Raw genomic sequence first — 20,205 nt, forward strand, 5'->3', positions numbered from 1 at the left:
GAGATCGCCCGGTCGAAGACGTTTGGAGGAGACGCGAATGTCCGAGGCATTCATTTGTGACAGCATCCGTACGCCCATCGGTCGCTATGGCGGTGCCTTGTCGGGCATTCGTGCGGACGATCTGGCAGCGATCCCCTTGGCGGCGCTGAAAGAGCGCAACGCCAATGTGGATTGGGACAGCGTCGATGATGTGATCCTTGGCTGCGCCAATCAGGCCGGTGAGGACAATCGCAACGTGGCCCGCATGGCGACCCTCTTGGCAGGTCTGCCAGAGGGCATTCCGGGCACTACGGTGAACCGTCTGTGTGGCTCTGGCATGGACGCGATTGGTCTGGCCGCCCGCACAATTCGGGCTGGTGACGGCGATCTGCTGCTGGCGGGGGGCGTGGAATCCATGTCTCGGGCGCCTTTCGTGATGGCAAAGGCCACCAGCGCCTTTTCCCGCAACGCCGAGATGTATGACACCACCATCGGCTGGCGCTTCACGAACCCCAAACTGCATTCGATGTTCGGCACCCATTCGATGCCCGAAACCGCCGACAACGTGGCCGAGGATTACAACATCAGCCGTGCCGATCAGGATGCCTTCGCGCTGGAATCCCAGCGGCGGTGGGCCGCGGCGCAGGCAGCGGGTGTTTTCAACGATGAGATCACCCCAGTCATCATCCCCCAGCGCAAGGGCGATCCGCTGGTGATCGACACGGACGAACATCCCCGTCCGCAGACCACGCCGGAACAACTGTCCAAGCTGCGCGGCGTTAATGGGGCGGACCTGACTGTCACCGCAGGCAATGCCTCGGGCGTCAATGACGGGGCGGCGGGGGTCATTGTGGCCTCGGAAAGCGCAGCGCGCCGCAACGGCCTGACCCCGATGGCCCGCGTGGTGGCAATGGCCGCCGCAGGGGTTGCGCCCCGCGTTATGGGGATCGGTCCCGTGCCTGCCACCCACCGCGTTCTGGCCCGCGCCGGTCTGAGCTTGGACCAGATGGATGTGATAGAGTTGAACGAGGCCTTTGCCGCCCAAGGTTTGGCGGTGCTGCGGGAATTGGGACTGGCCGACAATGCGTCCCATGTAAACGCCAATGGCGGGGCCATCGCGATGGGCCACCCGCTGGGAATGTCCGGCGCGCGCCTTGTGCTGCACGCCACCCGCCAATTGCACCGGACCCAAGGCCGCTATGCCCTGTGTACCATGTGCGTCGGTGTGGGTCAGGGCATCGCCATGATCCTGGAACGTGTCTGAACTGCCTGCCCCAAGGAGGAGCGACCATGTACGCCCAAATGATCACTTCTGAGAAATCCAGCGATGATCCCGAACTGCTGGCCGCCTTTCAGGCCCGCATTGATCGGGGCGAACGGATCGAGCCGAAGGAATGGATGCCCGAAGGCTACCGCAAGACCCTGATCCGCCAGATCGGCCAGCACGCCCATTCGGAAATCGTCGGTCAGCTGCCAGAGGGCAACTGGATCACCCGCGCCCCCACGCTAGAGCGCAAACAGATCCTCTTGGCCAAGGTGCAGGATGAGGCGGGCCACGGTCTTTATCTGTATAGCGCCTGTGAAACCTTGGGCATCAGCCGGGATGAGCTGTTTGATCGTCTGCATTCGGGCGCGATGAAGTATTCGTCGATCTTCAACTACCCTACTCTGACTTGGGCCGACATGGGCGCAGTGGGCTGGCTGGTGGATGGCGCGGCGATCATGAACCAAGTGCCGTTGCAGCGCACCTCTTATGGGCCCTATGCCCGCGCGATGGTCCGCATCTGCAAGGAAGAAAGCTTTCACCAGCGCCAAGGCTACACCATCATGATGAAGATGGCCCAAGGCACACCCGAACAAAAGGCGATGGCGCAGGATGCTTTGAACCGGTTCTGGTACCCCTCGCTGATGATGTTCGGCCCGTCGGACAAGGACTCGGTCCATTCGGCGCAGAACATGGCGTGGAAGATCAAGATCAACACCAACGACGAGTTGCGCCAGCGCTTCGTGAACGAAACCGTCCCGCAGGCCCGCTATCTGGGGCTGGAAGTGCCGGACGAGAACCTGACATGGAATGAGGACAAGCAAGGCTGGGACTTCTCGGAACCCGACTGGTCCGAGTTCTTTGCCGTCCTGAAAGGCGATGGCCCCTGCAACGAAGAGCGCCTAGGCGCACGTCGCAAGGCTTGGGACGATGGGGAATGGTTCCGCGATGGCCTGACGGCCTATGCCGAAAAGCAGGCCGCCCGCCGCAAAGCCCACGCCGCAGAATAAGACCAACGGAAGGAAATCCACATGTCCAAGAAAGAATGGCCCCTTTGGGAAGTGTTCATCCGTGGTCAGCACGGGTTGAACCACCGTCACGTGGGATCGCTGCACGCACCGGATGCGGAAATGGCGATCAACCACGCCCGCGATGTCTACACCCGCCGCAAGGAAGGGGTGTCGATCTGGGTGGTGCCTTCGGCGCAGATCACCGCCTCTAGCCCGTCCGAGAAAGGCGCACTGTTTGATCCGGCGGAAAGCAAGGTCTATCGCCATCCGACCTTTTACGACATCCCCGACGAAGTGGGGCATATGTGATGGTCGCGCTGGATCTGGACCGCCAGACCCTGTTCGACTGGCTGCTGCGGCTGGGGGACAATGCGCTGATCCTCGGGCACCGCACGTCCGAATGGTGCGGGCATGGACCCGCGCTAGAAGAGGATATCGCGCTGGCCAACACTGCGCTGGACCTGATCGGCCATTGCCAGATGTGGTACACCCTTGCCGCCGAGGTCGAGGGCAAGGGCCGCACCGCCGACAATCTGGCCTATCTGCGCGATGCCATTCAGTTCAAGAACGTCAAACTGGTCGAACTGCCGAACGGCGATATTGGCCAGACCATGATGCGCGAATTTCTGTTCAACGCCTTTCACTTTGAACTGCTGACCGCCCTAACCGGCAGCACCGATCCCAAAGTCTCTGAGATCGCCGCCAAAGCGGTGAAAGAGGTGGCTTACCAGCTGGACCGCGCGTCCGATCTGGTGGTCCGCCTTGGCGACGGGACCGAGGAAAGCCACCGCCGGATGCAAGCCGCGCTGGATTACCTCTGGCCCTATGTGGGCGAGATGTTCTTGGCGGATGCGACCGATGACGCTTTGGCAGAGGCCGGCATTGCGCCCCGTCTGACTGACATCCAAACCAAGTGGGAGGCCATCGTCTCTGACACTCTGGATGAGGCCACCCTGACCCGTCCCGACCGCCGCCCCGACGTACATACGGGCGGCAAACAGGGCCGTCATACGGAACATCTGGGCTATATCCTTGCGGAAATGCAGTTCCTGCAACGGGCCTATCCGGGGGCGGAATGGTGACGCCGACCCAAGAAATCTGGGACTGGCTGGCCGAGGTTCCCGACCCCGAGATCCCCGTGGTCTCGGTCACGGAACTGGGTATCATCCGAGAGGTTGCGTGGGACGGTGACACGTTGAAAGTCGCCATCACGCCGACCTATTCGGGCTGTCCGGCCACATCCGTGATTGATCTGATGGTTGAGGAAAAGCTGCGGGAAAAGGGCGTTCAGAACATCGCTTTGGAACGCCGCCTGTCGCCCCCTTGGACCACCGACTGGGTCGCGCAATCCGCCCGCGACAAGCTGCGGGAATACGGCATCGCACCGCCCATCGATGGCACCGCATCAGATGGCCGGATGGGACGCGCCGCACGGCTTTCGGGACACAACCTGACCATTCCCTGCCCGCGCTGCGCCTCTGGCAACACGGACAAGGTATCCCAATTCGGCTCGACCCCCTGCAAGGCGGCCTATGTGTGCCGCGACTGCCTAGAGCCCTTTGACTACTTCAAATGCCACTGACACCGGCCCCGAATTTCGGACCGAAGGAGGACTGACATGCCCCGTTTCCACACGCTGGACGTTCTGGACGTCAAACAGGAAACCCGCGATGCCATCGTTGTGACGCTGGCGCCGCGCGATGATGCGGACTTCAGCTTTACCCAAGGCCAGTACCTGACCTTCCGCCGCGATTTCGATGGCGAGGAACTGCGCCGGTCCTATTCGATCTGCGCCGGTCTGGACGATGGCACCCTGCGCGTGGGGATCAAGCGGGTAGATGGCGGGGCCTTTTCTACGTGGGCCAATGAAAACCTGAAGGCTGGCGACACGTTGGAGGCGATGGCGCCGCAGGGGCGGTTCTTTACCGTCCTCGATCCCTCCTCGGCCAAGAGCTATCTGGCCTTCGCGGGCGGCTCTGGCATCACGCCGGTCCTGTCGATCATCAAAACGACGCTGGCGCGCGAGCCCAATGCCACCTTCACGCTGGTCTATGCCAACCGTCAGGTGACCTCGATCATGTTCAGAGAAGAGCTTGAGGACCTGAAAAACACCTATCTGGGGCGGCTCTCGATCCTGCATATTCTGGAATCCGAGGGGGATATTGATCTTTTCACCGGCCGGATCGACGGGGAAAAGATGGATGCCCTGTTCCGCCTGTGGCTGGACGCCGAGGACACCGACACTGCCTTTATCTGCGGGCCAGAGCCGATGATGCTGACCATCAAGGACGGCCTCTTGCGCCACGGGATGACCGAAGATCAGATCAAGTTCGAACTCTTCGCCTCACAGCACGGGCGGGCCAAGCAGCGGGCGGCCTCGAAGGCCACCCATACGGGCGGTGAGACCTGCGATGTGACCGTGACGCTGGACGGGGTGACCCGCGCCTTCAAGATGCCCAAGGACGGCACCGCTGTGCTGGATGCCGCGATCGAGAACGCCATGGACGCGCCCTTTTCGTGCAAGGCAGGCGTCTGTTCGACCTGCCGCGCCAAAGTGACCGAAGGCGAGGTCGAGATGCGCACCAACCACGCGCTGGAAGACTATGAAGTTCGCGCCGGTTACGTGCTGTCCTGCCAGTGCATCCCGCTGTCGGACAAAGTTGTCCTGACCTACGACGAATAAGCCCCAAGACCAGAATTTCGGGGCCGATCCGCGCCCCCACGACGAATTGGAGAATGCCATGCTGGACACCGGACGGGACGCACGCCGCCTTGAAAGCTATCTGATGGGCGCTTGGCGGGCGGGCGCGGGCGAGGGGCAGCCTCTGCTGAATGCCGCCACCGGCGCGGTCCATGCGCGGATCAGTGCAGAGGGTCTGGATATGGCGGGCGCTCTGGCATGGGGGCGGCAGGTCGGTGGCCCTGCGCTGCGGCGCTATACCGTCCACGAACGGGCCATGATGCTAAAGACCATCGGCCTGAAACTGATGGAGATGAAGGCCGAGTTCTACGCGGAAAGTCTGGCCACCGGTGCCACCCCCCGCGATGCGTGGCCCGATATCGAAGGGGGCATCGGCACGATGCTGACCTTTGCCAGCAAGGCCCGTAAGGAACTGCCCAATGCCAAGGTTCTGCCCGAAGGTCCGGTTGAAATGCTGTCGCAGGACGGATCATTCGTGGGTCAGCACGTCCTAAGCCCGATGCTGGGTGTGGCGGTGCATATCAACGCCTTCAACTTTCCCGTCTGGGGGATGCTGGAAAAGATCGCGCCCGCACTGATCGCCGGTATGCCTTGCTTGGTCAAACCCGCCTCTGGCACCGCCTATCTGACCGAACTGGTCGTGCGCCGCATCCTTGAGATGGGCATTCTGCCCGATGGGGCGTTGCAGGTGCTGTGCGGCTCGGTCGGGGATCTGCTGGACCATGTGACCGAACAGGACGCGGTGACCTTCACCGGATCGGCAGCCACGGGGCAAAAGCTGCGTAGCCATCCGGCGATCGTGGCAAACTCGGTCCGGTTCACGATGGAGGCCGACAGTCTGAACGCCTCCATCCTTGCGCCTGATGCGGTAGCGGGCACGCCCGAGTTCGATCTGTTCGTCAAAGAGGTCCAGCGCGAGATGACCGGAAAGGCCGGTCAGAAATGCACCGCCATCCGCCGCATTCTGGTGCCGAACGGTCAAGCGGATGCAGTGATCGCGGCGCTCTCCACAGCGTTGGCGAAATCTGTTCCGGGCCTGCCCGACCGGCAAGAGACCCGCATGGGCGCGTTGGCCTCATTGGCGGACCGCGACAGCGTGCGCGACAAGATCGCCCGCATCGCCCAAGAGGCCGAGATCGTCTTTGGCGATCCTGCGCAGGTGACCACATCCAGCGGCGATCCGGAAAAGGGCGCTTTCCTGAACCCCGTGCTGCTGCATTGCGCCGACCCGATGGGAGCCAACGCCCCCCATGATATCGAGGCATTTGGCCCCGTCGCCACCGTCATGGGCTACGACGGTCTGGATCAGGCCGTGGAACTGGCGATGAAGGGACGCGGATCGCTGGTCAGTTCGGTCTTTACCAATGATGCAGGCAATGTCACCGATCTGACCCTTGGCCTTGCGCCGCAACATGGCCGTGTGCTGATTGCGAACCGCGAGACGGCGAAATCCTCGACCGGTCACGGCTCGCCCTTGGCCCCCTTGATCCACGGCGGGCCGGGCCGTGCGGGCGGCGGCGAAGAGATGGGCGGGATGCGCGGGGTAAAGCACTTCATGGCCCGCACCGCCATCCAAGGCAGCCCCACGATGCTGGCCACTGTCACCGGCCAATGGGTGGCCGGTGCGCCGACCCAAGATGATGAACACCCGTTCCGCAAATCGTTAGAGACCTTGCGCATTGGCGATCAGCTGATCACCGCGCGGCGCGAAATCACCTTGGAAGACGTAGAGCATTTCGCCCATTTCACCGGCGACACCTTCTATGCCCATATGGACACGGCGGCGGCGCAAGCGAACCCGTTCTTTGATGATCGTGTGGCCCACGGCTATCTGATCGCCTCATTCGCGGCGGGTCTTTTCGTGCAACCTGATCCGGGCCCTGTTCTGGCCAACTACGGCGTGGATAACCTGCGCTTCCTGACGCCGGTCTACTTTGGCGACACCCTTGGCGTGCGCCTGACCTGTAAGGAAATCAGCCCCCGCGAAGGCACCGAATACGGAGAGGTGCGCTGGGATTGCTGCGTGACCAACCAGCACGATGCGGTTGTGGCGCAATATGACGTTCTGACAATGGTGGCCCGCACGTGGCCGCTGCTGACCGCATGATGGGGCAGGTTTTCGCGTGGGACGGGGTCGTGCCGGTGGTGGACCCCAGCGCCTATATTCATCCGACCGCCGTGTTGATCGGTGACGTGATCGTCGGCGCGGGCTGCTATGTAGGGCCTGCCGCCGTGCTGCGGGGCGATTTTGGCCGCATCACCATGCAGGCGGGCAGCAACATGCAAGAAACCTGCGTCTGCCACGCCTTTCCCGGCAAAGACGTGGTTGTCGAGGAATTGGGCCACATCGGTCACGGCGCAGTGCTGCATGGCTGCCATATCGGCAAGAACGCCATGGTCGGCATGAACTCGGTCGTCATGGATGACGCTGTGGTGGGCGAGAATACCATCGTCGGCGCGATGGCCTTTGTGAAGGCGAACCAAGTGCTTCCATCAGGCGTGATGGCGGTCGGCTCGCCCGCGCGGGTCCTGCGGGAACTGAGCGCCGAAGAGATCGACTGGAAACGGCGCGGCACCGGCGTGTATCAGCAAACCGCCCTTGAGGCGCGGACCAAATTGGTGCGCACCCAGCCTTTGACCGCCGTAGAGCCGGATCGCCGCCGTGTAGAGGCCCCCAAATATGACCCGCTGGCCCTAGAGCGTGCGGCGTTTAACGAATACCCTTAACCCCTTCGAGGATTAGCGTGGTGGCAACCTTCGCATATTCTTCGCGGGTGATGGGGCCATCGTCGCGGAACCACAGATAGGCCCAGTTCATCATGCCAAAGAGGGACATGGTGACCGGCATCAACAGCGGCGGGGTATTCCCGCGCAACTCGGGGTGCATCTGGTGGATCACATCAGAGAACGGTTTCACAATCTCGCGGTTCTGGCGGGTGATCTCGGTGTGCTGCTCTTCGTTCAAAGCCTCGCCCGCGTTCAGCTGCACTTTGTGCATATCGTCCGCGCCCTGATAGGCGATCAGGACCGCCGTCACCATAGAGACCAGCCGGTCGCGGGGTTCCAGTGACGGATCATTCGCCTCTGCAATCACCGCGTTCAGATCGGTCAGATGTTCAAGGATGATCGAGTAGATCAGTTCCGACTTGGACGGATAGTAGTGATAGAGCAGCGACTTCGAGACGCCCGCCAGCTTGGCGATCCCTGACATCGACGCCTTTTCCATGCCTTCGGTCGCGAACACTTTGGCCGCAACCAACAGCAGTTGATGCTGCTTTTCCTCGAAATCCTTGGCGCGTGTACGTGCCATATGTCTCCTTTGTGGCCCTGACGGAAAGCGCCTGACCTTGCCCCTGCCCTGATACGGGTCTTTTCATGCAAAATCGCGGGGAAGCGTTGCTTCCCCGCTCGGGTTAGTTGGTTCAATAGACATTCACTGGTTCTTTGAACAGCCGGTCCATTGGGAACCTCATGCCTTACGATTGTCGACGACGCGCTTGGCCTTGCCTTCGGATCGGGCGACTTTGCCCGGATCGTGGACCTCGATCTTGGTCGAGATGCCGACAACCGATTTGATGTGATGGGACAGCTCTTTCGCAGAGGCCGCCCGCGCGTCTGCGGATGACATGGCCGCCGTTGCCTCGACGTGGACAACCATGGCGTCCATGCGCCCCGCGCTGACCAGTTCGATCTGGAAATGGGGAGCAAGGCCCGCGCATTTGAAAAGCTGCTCTTCGATCTGGGTCGGAAAGACATTCACGCCGCGCAGGATGATCATATCGTCACTGCGGCCGGTGATCTTTTCGATCCGCCGCATGGATCGGGCCGTGCCGGGCAGAATGCGGGTCAAATCGCGGGTCCGGTAACGGACCATCGGCAGACCCTCTTTGGTAAGCGTGGTAAAGACCAATTCGCCCATTTGGCCATCGGGCAGAACCTCACCCGTGACGGGATCAATGATTTCAGGGTAGAAGTGATCTTCCCAGACGTGCAGCCCGTCCTTGGTTTCCACACATTCATTGGCAACGCCTGGCCCCATGACCTCGGACAGGCCATAGATATCAACCGCGTGCATATCAAACGCCTGCTCAATCTCTTCGCGCATGGCGTTTGTCCAAGGCTCGGCCCCGAAAATCCCGACTTTGAGCGAGCTTTCACGCGGGTCGATCCCCTGACGTTTGAACTCGTCCAGAATGGCCAGCATGTAAGAGGGCGTGACCATGATGATCTGCGGTTTGAAATCCTGCATCAGGGTGACTTGGCGCTCGGTCATGCCACCGGAGATGGGAATGACGGTACACCCTAGACGCTCGGCCCCGTAATGGGCGCCAAGACCACCCGTGAACAGACCATAGCCGTAAGAGATATGGCACATGTCGCCCTTGCGGCCCCCCGATGCGCGGATGGACCGCGCCACGCAATCGGCCCAGACATCAATGTCATTCTGGGTGTAGCCCACGACCGTCGGCTTGCCGGTCGTGCCGGACGAGCCATGAATGCGCACGATCTGGTTTTGCGGCACGGCAAACATGCCGAAGGGGTAGGTGTCGCGCAGGTCCTGCTTCATGGTGAAGGGGAACTTGGCCAGATCGGCCAGCGTCTTGAAGTCATCGGGATGGGCGCCGTGCTTGTCAAAATTCGCGCGGTAGAAGGGCGAATTGTCGTAGGCATGACGCAAGGACCACGCCATGCGCTTTTCCTGAAGGGCGCTGATCTCGTCCCGACTGGCGATCTCGATGGGGTCCAGTAGCTCCCGCGCAGGGGTCAAGTCGATCATTGCGTTTCCTCCCGATTGGTCTGCGCTCCGCTGCCTTCTGCGGACAGGAACGAGCGATTGATGCTCCGCGAATGACCGCGGAATTCTGCGATGACGGTCCCGTCCTCTCGGGTGATCGTCACGTCATAGATGCCCGAGCGCCCCTGACGGGACAGCTCGCGCGCATGGGCGGTCAGCCTGTCGCCCAAAGCACCGGGCGCGATGTAAGTGACCGAGCAGTGCTGCGCGACCGTCACCTGCCCGTAACTGTTGCAGGCAAAGGCAAAGGCGCTGTCGGCCAGCGTGAACAGATAGCCGCCGTGAGCGGTGCCGTGACCGTTGGTCATCTGGCCCGTGAGAGTCATGGTCATCACCGCCTCACCGGGGGCGATGCGTTCCAGCGTCATCCCCAGCTTTTGGGTGGTTTGATCGTCTTGCCAAAGCGCGGCGGCGCTGGCTTCGGCCAAGGTTTGCGGGTCCATAGTTTCGGTCATGGTTAGCACCCCTTGAAGCTGGAAGGGCGTTTTTCCAAGAACGCCAGCACCCCTTCAGCGTAATCGGCGCTATGGCCTGCGGCCTGCTGGCAATCCCGTTCGCGGTCCAGCTGAGTGCTAAAGTCATTGGTAGCAGCCTCTTGGATCAGCTGCTTGGTCAGCCCCAGACCAAAGGTCGGGCCTGCGGCCAGCTTGGCGGCCAGTGCCTGCGCCTCTGCCATCAGGTCTGCATCCTCAACCGCCCGCCAGATCATGCCCCATTCGGCGGCTTGTTCGGCCATCACAGGCTCGGCCGTTAAGGCCAGCGCCTTGGCGCGGGCCTCGCCCACCAGTCGGGTCAGGGCCCAACTGCCGCCCGCATCAGGGATAAGGCCGATCTTAGAAAACGCCTGAATGAATTTCGCTGATTTTGCTGCCAGAACGATGTCGCAAGCCAGCGCGATATTCGCCCCTGCCCCTGCCGCCACGCCATTCACCGCGCAGACCACCGGCTTGTTCAAAGACCGGATCAGCCGCAGGGTCGGGTTGTAAAATGTATTCAGCGTGCGCCCCAGATCGGGCTTTTCCCCCGAACGCGGATCACGATCGCCCAAATCCTGACCGGCGCAGAATCCCCGTCCTGCACCGGTCAGAAGAACAGCCCGCACGTCGCCGTCGCTATGCGCGCGCTGGATCTGGTCCCGAAGGGCCAGATGCATCACCTCATTAAAGGAATTAAGCTTGTCCGGACGGTTCAGGGTCACGGTCAGCACGCCGCTATCCAAGCTGGACAGCACGGTCTGAGTTTCAGTCATAATGTCTCCTCCAAAGCCGAAGGCATCCTCCTCAGACGTCGGCCCGTTGAATATAGCTTGCATAAACCGTCCGGTCGGTCAATTATCTTTATGAACATCTGGGAGGAAGGTTTTCCAAGGGGCCGCGAATGGCAGCCGCTGTTGGGGAGAATTCGTCTTTGATCCTTATATTGGCCCACACTCAAAGCGGACGCCCCGAATGAACGACCTGACACCCAATGACGCCGCAGCCCTGTTTAAGCTGGAAAAGTTTGACCGGATCGCATGCCTGACGCTGGACAATCCGCCGGTAAATGCCACGTCGAATGCGGTCCGCGCCGGTTTGAAGTCCTATGCCGAGATGCTGGACCAAGACGCCTCGGTCGATGCAGTGGTTCTGCTTTGCGCAGGGCGCACCTTTATCGCGGGCGGGGACGTGAAAGAGTTTGACCTGCCACCCCAAGAGCCCGCGCTGCCCGATGTGGTGATGCGGATCGAGACAGCGGCAAAGCCTTGGATCGCCGCGATTCACGGCGCTGCTTTGGGGGGAGGGCTAGAGATTGCCATGGGTTGCCGGTTCCGCGTGGCCACCGAAACGGCCAAGCTGGGTCTGCCCGAGGTTAATCTGGGCCTGATCCCCGGCGCATCTGGCACCGTGCGCACGCCGCGACTGGCGGGCATGGACATGGCGATCCAACTGGCGGTCAGCGGAAAGCCCATCACCGCGCAGGCGGCCCTTGAAGCGGGGTTGATCGACGGGATCATCGGCGCGGACCTGCAAACAGAGGCGCTGGCCTTTGCACGCAAAGTCTTGGCCGAGCCCCTGCCCCTTGCCACATTGCAGCGGCCCAATCCGCGCCAAACGGACGTCTATTGGCATGAGGCCGCAGCAAAAGCGCCCAACGAAGGCCACGCCGCCCATCAAAGCGCACTGGCCTGCCTGCGCTTTGGCTCGGAGCATGAACCAGAGGCCGCGCTGGCCCATGAGCGTGAGACCTTCTTGACCCTGCGCTCTAGCTTTGAGGCCCGCGCTTTGCGCCATGTGTTCCTTGCAGAACGGGCTGCGCCGAAACCTCGGGCGCTTCGAGATACCACTCCGCGGGCGCTGCAACATTGCGGTGTGATTGGCGGCGGCACTATGGGTGCGGGCATCGCCGCCGCGTGTCTGCTGTCAGGTCTGCAAGTGACCCTGATCGAGCGGGGCCCAGAGGCCGCGCAAGCTGGCCTAAACAACGTCCAGACAATCCTGAACGGCGCGCTGAAACGCGGCAAGCTGACCCCTGAGGCTTATGAACAGCGCATGGCCGCCCTATCCTGCGGCGCTGATTACGCGGCGTTGCAGCCTTGCGATCTGGTGATTGAGGCGGTGTTTGAAGACCTTGCCGTCAAGCAAGGGGTCTTCCGCAAATTGACCGAGGTCTGCGGCCCTGAAACGGTTCTGGCCACGAACACATCATACCTTGATCCGTCTTTGATCGTTGCGGGCCTGCCCCATCCGGAACGGTTTATCGGGCTGCATTTCTTTAGCCCTGCCCATGTGATGAAGCTTCTGGAAATCGTGCCGACAGGGCAGACGTCACGGGACGTTTTGGCCACCGGATTTGCCCTTGGCAAACGCCTTGGGAAAATCCCAATACAGGCGGGCATCTGCGAAGGGTTCATCGGTAATCGTATCCTGAAACGCTACCGCGCCGAGGCCGAGACGCTGGTGCGCCAAGGCGTGCCCATTGCGGACATTGATGCCGCCATGCGGGCCTTCGGCTTTCGCATGGGCCCGTTCGAGGCGCAGGATCTTGGCGGTTTGGATATTGCCTACCTACAACGGGAGGCTGCCCGAAACAGCGGCGCGACCGTCGAAAGAGCCCTTGGCGACATTCTAGTCGAGGCAGGACGCAAGGGGCAGAAAACCCAAGGCGGTTGGTATGACTATGACGCGGGTGACCGAACGCCCAAACCATCTGAGGCCGTTGCCGAACTGCTGAACGCTCAGATTACAGCGGGACCGGCCCTGACTGCTGAGGCAATCGCAGAACGCCTTGTGGGCGCTATGGCCGCTGAAGGGCAAGCGATCCTTGATGAAGGGATCGCTCAGACCGCCAGCGACATCGATCTGGTCAAGGTCCACGGCTACGGGTTTCCCCGCTGGAAAGGCGGCCCGATGTTTTATGCGGCGAATGCGGAAGTATCGTAATCCGCGCATCCTGCGAAGGGGCAGAGGTCTAAGGGGTCATGAGGCCGATTTATGAAATGGAGTCATCAACCTGATGATGATTTCGCCCATTTACGGGGGCATGGTGCGACCCCACTTCTGTAGCAAGCGACCGCGTTCGCGAACCGTTTCAAGACACTCTGAAAGGCGAACCCTATGAAGATCACCCGCGCAGGCAGCAATGCCTCAATGAAAGGCCCCGCAGACTGGTTCACCGGCACCGTCCGGATCGACCCGATGTTCCAAGCCGAAGATCCGGGCCGTGTGGGCGGCAGCCATGTCACCTTTGAACCCGGCGCGCGTACCGCATGGCACACCCACCCCGCGGGCCAGACGATCATCATCACCTTCGGCCGAGGCCGTGTTCAGCGCGAAGGCGGTCCTGTCGAAGAGGTCTCGGCCGGGGATGTGGTATGGTTTCCGGCTGGTGAAAAGCACTGGCACGGAGCCGCACCCGACACCGCCATGAGCCACATTGCCGTGCAGGAGGCCATCAACGGCGTGGCGGTAGACTGGATGGAAAAGGTCTCGGACACCGATTACGCGGGCTAAGAGCTGCCATCTTGAGGGCTTGGATCAATGAACGGCTGCTCATTCGGGCGGCCGTTTTGCTGTTTGGACGCAGCCTTGCCGAATCTAAGCACCCTCCTTGGCGCACCGCGAAGGGCTCAATACCGCCTGCCTTGATGAATTCTGTGGTTTCCGTCCCAAAATCATACTCACCCGCAGGTCCGATACGCTGAACCTCTAACGTCAAATTCGAGGTAGACCTGACTTAAACCTGTTATCATCACCTATCGTATCGGAAATCGACCAAGTGGCATTGCATGCAGCCATTGCACTTTTCATTGATGGCTGATTTATTACAACTATAGGTTGATTATCAAAAAAGATTACAGGTTTTCCCGACCTGCGATCCACTAGGAATACCTACGTACATTTATCAATATATGGTATTTCTAGGATCGAATTTCACACCAAAAGATTTCGTCTGCCCCTTTTCGGAGGCAACAATGAATTTACGTACTAGGTCAGAATTATTGAGCTATTTCAGAGCCTTACGCGATCCAATCGCGGTTCGTTTCTCAAACTAGGATTTCATTTAAGGGCGCTAATGTTTCGCGTCGATATATAAGGCAAAAAGTATGGTCACCTTCGCTAAATATCTTAAAGGCACTTCCGGTAAGGACACCGTTGAGGGAACGGTCGGAAACGATCACATCAGAGGCTTTAACGGGAATGACCTGCTATGGGGAAATCGCGCAAAGGACAAGGTGCTGGGGGCGGGCGGCCATGATACGTTATTGGGCGGAACAGGTGATGACACCTTGCTTGGCGGGGACGGCAATGACCTGCTGATCGGCAGCGATGACGCGCTGATGAATCCGTTTCGCGACAAATACGCCGCCGAGCCCTCGTCCAAGCGCGAAACCGACAATGACCGGCTGGTCGGCGGCAATGGTAATGACAAGATCTTCGGCGGCAAGGGAAAGGACTTTCTCAGCGGCGGACAGGGCCATGACCGGATGTATGGCGGCGGCGGAGCGGACAGGATGCTGGGGGGCATCGGCAATGACCGGATGCTGGGGGGCAAGGGCAACGATATCATGGTCGGCAACGGCGGCAGTGATGTCCTGCAAGGTGGCGAGGGATACGACACCCTGCGCTATATCCTGCGCCAGAACAGCGGCGTGGTGGACAACTACAGCGGCAACAGCGGCGTAGACACCCTTCAGCTAGAGTTCACCAAAGCCGAATGGGCGCGCGCTGACATCAAGCAGGACGTGCTGGCCTTCGCCCGCTTTATGGCTGCCCACACCAATAGTGAAACCGGTCAGGCAGATAATGCGTTTTACTCCTTCAACGCGTTCAGTCTGACGGCCAGCAGCTTTGAAAAGGTGAAGGTCAAGGTGAACGGCGTTCTGACGCCCATCCTCACGGCCGAGGACGATCAGTTCTCGGTGCAAGAGGATTCCGCACCGGTCATCTTGGGCTCGGTTCTGGAGAACGATTTCGGTGCCGAACGGATTGAAGTGATCTCGGGCCCCGCAGAGGGCACCCTGACCCTTGATGGGGAAACCGGCGATATCACCTTCGACACGACCACCGGCTTTGCCGGCCTGGGCGAAGGGGATATCCGCGACATCAGCTTTGACTATCGCATCTTTGCGGCGAACGGCTCATCTCAGGACGCCACCGCAACGATCACCGTTCACGGGGTTGATGACAATCCCACGGGTACAGATGACCAGTTCATCACAAACGAAAATGCCACTCTGGATCGCGATGCAGCGAATGGCCTGCTAGCGAATGACATTCCTGCACGGCTTGGCGATACCTTGAGTGTTGTTCCCATGACCGGAACCACGGAAGGCGGCGCAGCCTTCAAGGTCAAAGCCTCGGGCGCGTTCGTTTATGACGCCCAAGGAATTGCAAACATTGATCAGCTTGCCGCCGATGAACGCCTGACCGACACTTTCACCTATGTGGTCAGGGATCAGGACGGAGATCAGGCTACAGCGACCGCAACCATCGTCGTTAACGGTATGAATGACGCGCCCACCCTTGAGGTCGGCACGCTGGCCGCGACCGAGGATGGCCCAAACGTCACGCTAGACCTTTCTACCCTTGGCGATGACGTAGACAGCGATGATACCGGCAGTTCCCTGACATACTCTGTCAGCTCAAGCCCTGCCGAGGGCACGGCGTCCATCAGCGGCACCACCCTGACCTTTGCCGCAGGTAGTGCCTTCCAAGATCTGGCGCAGGGCGAGACCCGTGACGTTCAGGTCGGCATTACCGCACTCGATTCCCACGCGGCCGCTACGATCAGCACCGTGAATGTCACCGTCACCGGCACCAATGATGCGCCGGTGGTTGCAGAAATTGACGCAGGCTCGGTCACCGAGGACGCTGCCGCGAAGACCATCAACCTGCTGGCGGGGCAGAGAGATGTGGACAATGGCGCTGTCCTGTCCGCGATCGATATCACCGCCGTGGATCAGAACGGTGTTTCGGTTGCCTTCACCAACAATGGAAATGGCCGCATTTCGATTGATCCCAGCCAGTTTGGCGCGTTGGACGATGGGCAGGCCGCGACTGTCACCGTTAGCTACAACGTCTCGGACGGGATCACAGGAACCGCCAATACAGCAACACTGGTCGTCAATGGCGTTACCGATCCAACCACGCTGACGTTCGATGACATTACGGCGGATCAAACGCGCCCGCTCGTGCCGAACGGATACGGTGGCCTGAATTGGTCGGGGGCAAAGGTCCTGCACACACCAAGCTTCGATTATCAAGACTCGGGCTATATTCGTGGCAACACATCCGGTAATTTCGTTGTCTTTAACACCGGCCAAAGTACGGTGACTGTATCAGATCCGGTTGATGAGTTCGATTTTGTCGGTGTCACACTGACAGCGGCTTGGAATGACAACCTGAATATCGATGTCACTGGTTACCGCGATGGTGTCGAACTTTATTCTCGGACAGTTGTGGTCAGCGATGATGAACCGACACCGTTCACCTTCAACTGGGAGGATGTGGATCAGGTAACGTTCGAAACATACGGGGGCACTGATGCTGGCACATCAGGAGATGGCACGCACATGGCCATGGAAGATTTCATCTTCGTCTAATCAAAGGCGATCCAGTCTTTCGACCCAATAAAAAAGGCCCGCAACACGCGGGCCTTTGATTTTGCACCAAGGCGATTACTCCGCGGTGGCCGTTCGCAGAAGATCGGTAATGCGGCGGACGGTGGCGCGGCGATTTTCTTCTTCGGGGCCGTCGGTTGCGATCTTCAGGTATTCCTCGCCATACCCTTGGATCACCAGATTTTCAGAAGGCACGTCGAAGTATTCGGTCAGTGCCAGCGCTAGGCTTTCGGCGCGTCGGTCCGACAGGGCAAGGTTAAAGGCCCCGCTGCCGACAGCGTCCGTGTGACCTTCGACAAGGAACACCTCACGCGGGTTTTGGGCGATACGCTCGCGGATGGCAGTGCCAAGCAAGGCCAGTTCTTCGGCCTGCTCGGGTCGGATGGCCGCCGAGCCGCTGGCAAAGGTCACGTTGTCCACCGTCACCGCAGGGGCAAGGGCGCGGACCGGCGCGATCTGGCGCACTTGGCTCAGGGTAAAGCTGCGCGAGGTTTCCGCCTGACGGGCCAAGGCTGCGGCCAGCGCATCGCGGTCCGTGGCGGTCACGGTTTCGGTGACATTCACTTGCGGCAGTTCAGTTACCTCAACGGGCGCGGCACCGCGACTGTCATCGACCAGCACATATTCATCGCCGTTCGGCTCGATGCGAGTGCGTTTGATGATCCGCTTCTGGCTGTCATAGATGGTCACGATTTCCGCGCCATCCGGACGGGTACTGACGGTCCGGCTAGAGCCATCACTGAAGTTCTGGGTGCGCACGGTGGTGCCCGGCTGACGCAGCAGCGCGCCATCATCCTTGATCACCCGATAGCTGCCATCGGGATCTTGCAGGACAACGCGGTCGCCCGAGTTCACGGCCACTTCGCTGCCGTTCTTCAGCACAGCGCCCACGGCCAGCGCCGCAAGACCGGCCAATGCGGCCTTCTCCAGATTGGTCAGACCCTTCTGTTCATCATCCGACGCCTTTGCCTTGCCGCTGACGCTGTTCGAGAAATCCTCGGAAGACGAGCGGGCTGTCTCCTCGGTCACGGTCTCTTCGACCATCGGCGCGGCGGCATCGTCTTGCGTTGTCGCGGCCAAAGCGGCAGCGGCCAGCGGCGCGCCGTCAGAAGCCTCTGCCTCAAGGGCCTGTTCCAGCATTTGCGCAGCGGCTTCAGCCTCGGGGGACATTTCCGGTTCCGGCGCGGTCGAGGTCTGGGCCGAGGTATCCTCAGCGATATTGGTTACAGGCTCTTGGGGTGCCTCAGGCGCAGGGGCCTTGGCGGTATCCTGTGCAGGTTCCTCAACGGGCGTCGCCTGAAGCGCTTCGGCTGGGGGAGCCTCAACGGTGATCTCAGGTGCAACCGTCTCATTTGTTTCGGTTGTGGCCTCAGCCGGTGCGTCTTCTGTGGCCTCGGTCTGAGCGGGCTCTTGCGCGGCAATGGCCGCTTCGGCTGCCGCCTGTGCATCCGCCTCGCTCATAGTCGGGGCTTCTGCTGCGACGTCGGGCGCCACGGTTTCGGGCTGCACTTCGGCGGCACCCTCAACTGCGGGCGCTTCGGGCATTTGAGGCGTTTCCGCTGTGGCCTGCGCCGCACTGTCCGCGGATGCGTCAGGGCTTGCTTCAGTCTCAGCGCCAGCAGCTGCGGCGGTCGTGGGATCTTCGGCCACATAACCCGCGCTTTCCCCCTGCGCAGCGCCGCCGTTGGTTTGGCAATCGGCTGTGGCATCCTCTTCGGTCATACCATCGGCAATGCCTTTGGTAATGCACGCCAGCGCATCCTCTTTAGCGGCGATATCCGCTTCGAGATTGGCTGCGGTCCCTTGTGCCAAACCGTAGTGCGGGGTCATCAGACCAAGCGCAACGACAAGCGCGGTCGAGTTCTTGAGGGCTTTCATGGCTATCTCCCGTGTCCATTGCGGCAGAAACTCTGCCCATTGGCGTCAATAACCATATGTCATCAGCGGTTGTTCCATGCAGAGGGTGTCGATGAGGAACACGTTGAATTGATCGGGCCAGAGGGAACCTATTAGTCAATGAGGAAACGGCCCGCAGCCAGTGGCCCTTCAGGTCTACTTTGCCTCAAGAGCCATTCGCACGGCCTCAGGCATGGGTGCGCTTTGCCGGGTATCCATGTCAAAGAAAACCTCAACCACTTCGCAAGTCGCCCTCAGGGTTTGGCTGGCAGCGTCCTGCATGGCCAATTGCACCGTTGCGGATTTGCCCCCCAGACGGGTGAGTGTAGCCGTGATCTCTACAACATCGCCCGCCTTCACCTCGCTGGTGAATGTCGTGGTTTGCTGCGCGGTCACGGGAACAATGCCGGCTTTTGCCGTGCCCATCGCACTCCAAAACGCAAAGATCGCGTCATCGAAGGCCGCCGCATAGTGGCGCACATTCACATGGCCAAAGTGGTCACAATGCCAGTTGTGAAAGACGGCCGTTAAGACGGGGGCGCTCATGCGCCTATCCCCCTCAGGCCAAGGATATCCCGCGCCTCATCCGGTGTGGCCACCTCACAGCCCAGATCGCAGATGATGCGTCTGGCCCGTTCCACCAGCTGCACATTCGTCGCAAAGACCCCCCGTTCAAGGTAGATGTTATCCTCTAGCCCCACGCGGCAATGCCCGCCCATGTTCGTGGACAGGGCCACCATTGGCATCTGGTGACGCGAGATGCCAAAAGCCGACCAGACCGCACCTTCGGGCAGCAAAGACTTCATATACAAAAGCGTTTGCGCGTCCGCAGGTGCCGACCATTTCACGCCAAGGCAAATCTGAAACAGCGCGGGGGCGTCGATATGGCCCTTTTTCATCAGGTTGCGGGCCAAGAGGATATCGCCAGGGTTAAAGGCTTCGATCTCGGGCTTGGTGCCGGCTGCGCGGATCAGATCGGCCATTTTGGCCAGCGTGCCGGGGGTGTTCATGAAGATGCAGTCAGGCGCACCCGCGATCCCGCCTTCAAGGTTCATCGTCGTGGTGTCCAAGGTGCAGATTTCAGGACGCATGTCCTGCACATGGCGAACCCTTTCAGCGGCACTGGCCACATCGGTTGAGGGATGCGCACGCCCTTCATCCTGCGGATCGGGAACAAAGGTTGCGCCCATGCCGGTGGTCAGGTTGATCAGCACATCGGTATTCTCGGCACGAATACGCTCGACGATTTCGCGGAAAACGGCAGGGGATCGGTCCCCTTCACCCGTCTCGGGGTTGCGCCCGTGGATATGCACGACCGAAGCCCCCGCTGCCGCTGCATCAAGGCAATTGCGAGCAATCTGTTCGGGCGTCACCGGATAGTCAGGATACTTGGGGTGGATCGGACCATCGCCGGTCACAGCGCAGGTCAGGACAACTTTGCGTTTCATGAGAAAATTCCTT

18 protein-coding genes are annotated in these 20,205 nt (G+C 60.5%); 11 read left to right on the forward strand and 7 right to left on the reverse strand.

Features of this window, described 5'->3' with window-relative positions; all coding sequences use genetic code 11:
• The first annotated feature begins 37 nt into the window (after nt 1-37).
• From pcaF to CLV74_RS16440, 8 genes are read left to right on the forward strand one after another with little or no spacing between them, the layout of a single operon-like run.
• Nucleotides 38-1,243, forward strand: a complete 1,206-nt coding sequence (pcaF, locus tag CLV74_RS16405) for a 3-oxoadipyl-CoA thiolase (protein WP_106266907.1) — start codon at nt 38-40, stop codon at nt 1,241-1,243.
• Between the two features lie 26 nt (nt 1,244-1,269).
• Entirely contained in the window at nt 1,270-2,253 is a 984-nt protein-coding gene (paaA, locus tag CLV74_RS16410) for a 1,2-phenylacetyl-CoA epoxidase subunit PaaA (RefSeq protein ID WP_106266909.1), read from the forward strand.
• 21 nt (nt 2,254-2,274) lie between these two features.
• Entirely contained in the window at nt 2,275-2,562 is a 288-nt protein-coding gene (paaB, locus tag CLV74_RS16415; RefSeq protein WP_106266911.1) for a 1,2-phenylacetyl-CoA epoxidase subunit PaaB, read from the forward strand.
• Nucleotides 2,562-3,335, forward strand: coding sequence for a 1,2-phenylacetyl-CoA epoxidase subunit PaaC (gene paaC, locus CLV74_RS16420; protein WP_106266914.1), 774 nt, complete (start codon nt 2,562-2,564; stop codon nt 3,333-3,335). The genes paaB and paaC overlap by 1 nt, the downstream gene beginning before the upstream one ends.
• A complete protein-coding gene (paaD, locus tag CLV74_RS16425; protein ID WP_106266916.1) occupies nt 3,329-3,835 on the forward strand; it encodes a 1,2-phenylacetyl-CoA epoxidase subunit PaaD in 507 nt (168 codons plus the stop codon). The genes paaC and paaD overlap by 7 nt, the downstream gene beginning before the upstream one ends.
• Nucleotides 3,836-3,871: 36 nt before the next feature.
• The gene (gene paaE, locus CLV74_RS16430; protein ID WP_106266918.1) at nt 3,872-4,936 is read left to right on the forward strand and encodes a 1,2-phenylacetyl-CoA epoxidase subunit PaaE; all 1,065 of its coding nucleotides are present in this window, start codon (nt 3,872-3,874) and stop codon (nt 4,934-4,936) included.
• A 58-nt stretch (nt 4,937-4,994) separates the two neighbouring features.
• Complete coding sequence (gene paaZ, locus CLV74_RS16435) at nt 4,995-7,061, forward strand: phenylacetic acid degradation bifunctional protein PaaZ (protein WP_106266920.1); 2,067 nt, start codon at nt 4,995-4,997, stop codon at nt 7,059-7,061.
• Nucleotides 7,040-7,681, forward strand: coding sequence for an acyltransferase (locus tag CLV74_RS16440; protein WP_342753496.1), 642 nt, complete (start codon nt 7,040-7,042; stop codon nt 7,679-7,681). Before paaZ ends, CLV74_RS16440 begins: the two co-directional genes overlap by 22 nt.
• Here the strand turns inward: CLV74_RS16440 and CLV74_RS16445 are convergent.
• From CLV74_RS16445 to paaG, 4 genes are all read right to left on the reverse strand, one after another.
• On the reverse strand, nt 7,665-8,264 hold the full coding sequence (locus CLV74_RS16445; RefSeq protein WP_106266925.1) for a TetR/AcrR family transcriptional regulator: 600 nt from the start codon (nt 8,262-8,264) through the stop codon (nt 7,665-7,667). The genes CLV74_RS16440 and CLV74_RS16445 overlap by 17 nt on opposite strands.
• Nucleotides 8,265-8,423: 159 nt before the next feature.
• Nucleotides 8,424-9,731 carry a phenylacetate--CoA ligase PaaK gene (gene paaK / locus CLV74_RS16450; protein WP_106266927.1) on the reverse strand — a complete coding sequence of 436 codons (1,308 nt, stop codon included), beginning with the start codon at nt 9,729-9,731 and terminating at the stop codon, nt 8,424-8,426.
• Complete coding sequence (gene paaI / locus CLV74_RS16455) at nt 9,728-10,192, reverse strand: hydroxyphenylacetyl-CoA thioesterase PaaI (protein ID WP_106267092.1); 465 nt, start codon at nt 10,190-10,192, stop codon at nt 9,728-9,730. The genes paaK and paaI overlap by 4 nt, the downstream gene beginning before the upstream one ends.
• Nucleotides 10,193-10,206: 14 nt before the next feature.
• Nucleotides 10,207-10,998, reverse strand: coding sequence for a 2-(1,2-epoxy-1,2-dihydrophenyl)acetyl-CoA isomerase PaaG (gene paaG, locus CLV74_RS16460; RefSeq protein ID WP_106266930.1), 792 nt, complete (start codon nt 10,996-10,998; stop codon nt 10,207-10,209).
• A gap of 199 nt (nt 10,999-11,197) precedes the next feature.
• On the opposite strand from paaG, the gene CLV74_RS16465 reads away from it, so the two are divergent.
• The 3 genes from CLV74_RS16465 to CLV74_RS16480 all read left to right on the forward strand — a co-directional run bounded on the left by CLV74_RS16465 (nt 11,198) and on the right by CLV74_RS16480 (nt 16,830).
• The gene (locus tag CLV74_RS16465; protein ID WP_106266932.1) at nt 11,198-13,168 is read left to right on the forward strand and encodes a 3-hydroxyacyl-CoA dehydrogenase NAD-binding domain-containing protein; all 1,971 of its coding nucleotides are present in this window, start codon (nt 11,198-11,200) and stop codon (nt 13,166-13,168) included.
• 174 nt (nt 13,169-13,342) lie between these two features.
• Entirely contained in the window at nt 13,343-13,738 is a 396-nt protein-coding gene (locus tag CLV74_RS16470; protein WP_106266934.1) for a (R)-mandelonitrile lyase, read from the forward strand.
• Between the two features lie 593 nt (nt 13,739-14,331).
• Nucleotides 14,332-16,830: an Ig-like domain-containing protein gene (locus CLV74_RS16480; RefSeq protein WP_146134972.1), complete on the forward strand. Its 2,499-nt coding sequence runs from the start codon at nt 14,332-14,334 to the stop codon at nt 16,828-16,830.
• 75 nt (nt 16,831-16,905) lie between these two features.
• On the opposite strand, the gene CLV74_RS16485 is transcribed toward CLV74_RS16480, so the two are convergent.
• The 3 genes from CLV74_RS16485 to CLV74_RS16495 all read right to left on the reverse strand — a co-directional run bounded on the left by CLV74_RS16485 (nt 16,906) and on the right by CLV74_RS16495 (nt 20,192).
• A complete protein-coding gene (locus tag CLV74_RS16485) occupies nt 16,906-18,726 on the reverse strand; it encodes an OmpA family protein (protein ID WP_106266942.1) in 1,821 nt (606 codons plus the stop codon).
• 174 nt (nt 18,727-18,900) lie between these two features.
• Nucleotides 18,901-19,290, reverse strand: a complete 390-nt coding sequence (locus CLV74_RS16490; RefSeq protein ID WP_106266944.1) for an acyl-CoA thioesterase — start codon at nt 19,288-19,290, stop codon at nt 18,901-18,903.
• Nucleotides 19,287-20,192, reverse strand: a complete 906-nt coding sequence (locus CLV74_RS16495) for a beta-keto acid cleavage family enzyme (protein ID WP_106266946.1) — start codon at nt 20,190-20,192, stop codon at nt 19,287-19,289. Before CLV74_RS16495 ends, CLV74_RS16490 begins: the two co-directional genes overlap by 4 nt.
• Nucleotides 20,193-20,205: the final 13 nt, after the last annotated feature.

Source organism: Donghicola tyrosinivorans, from assembly GCF_003003355.1.
Classification (GTDB): Bacteria; Pseudomonadota; Alphaproteobacteria; order Rhodobacterales; family Rhodobacteraceae; genus Donghicola; species Donghicola tyrosinivorans.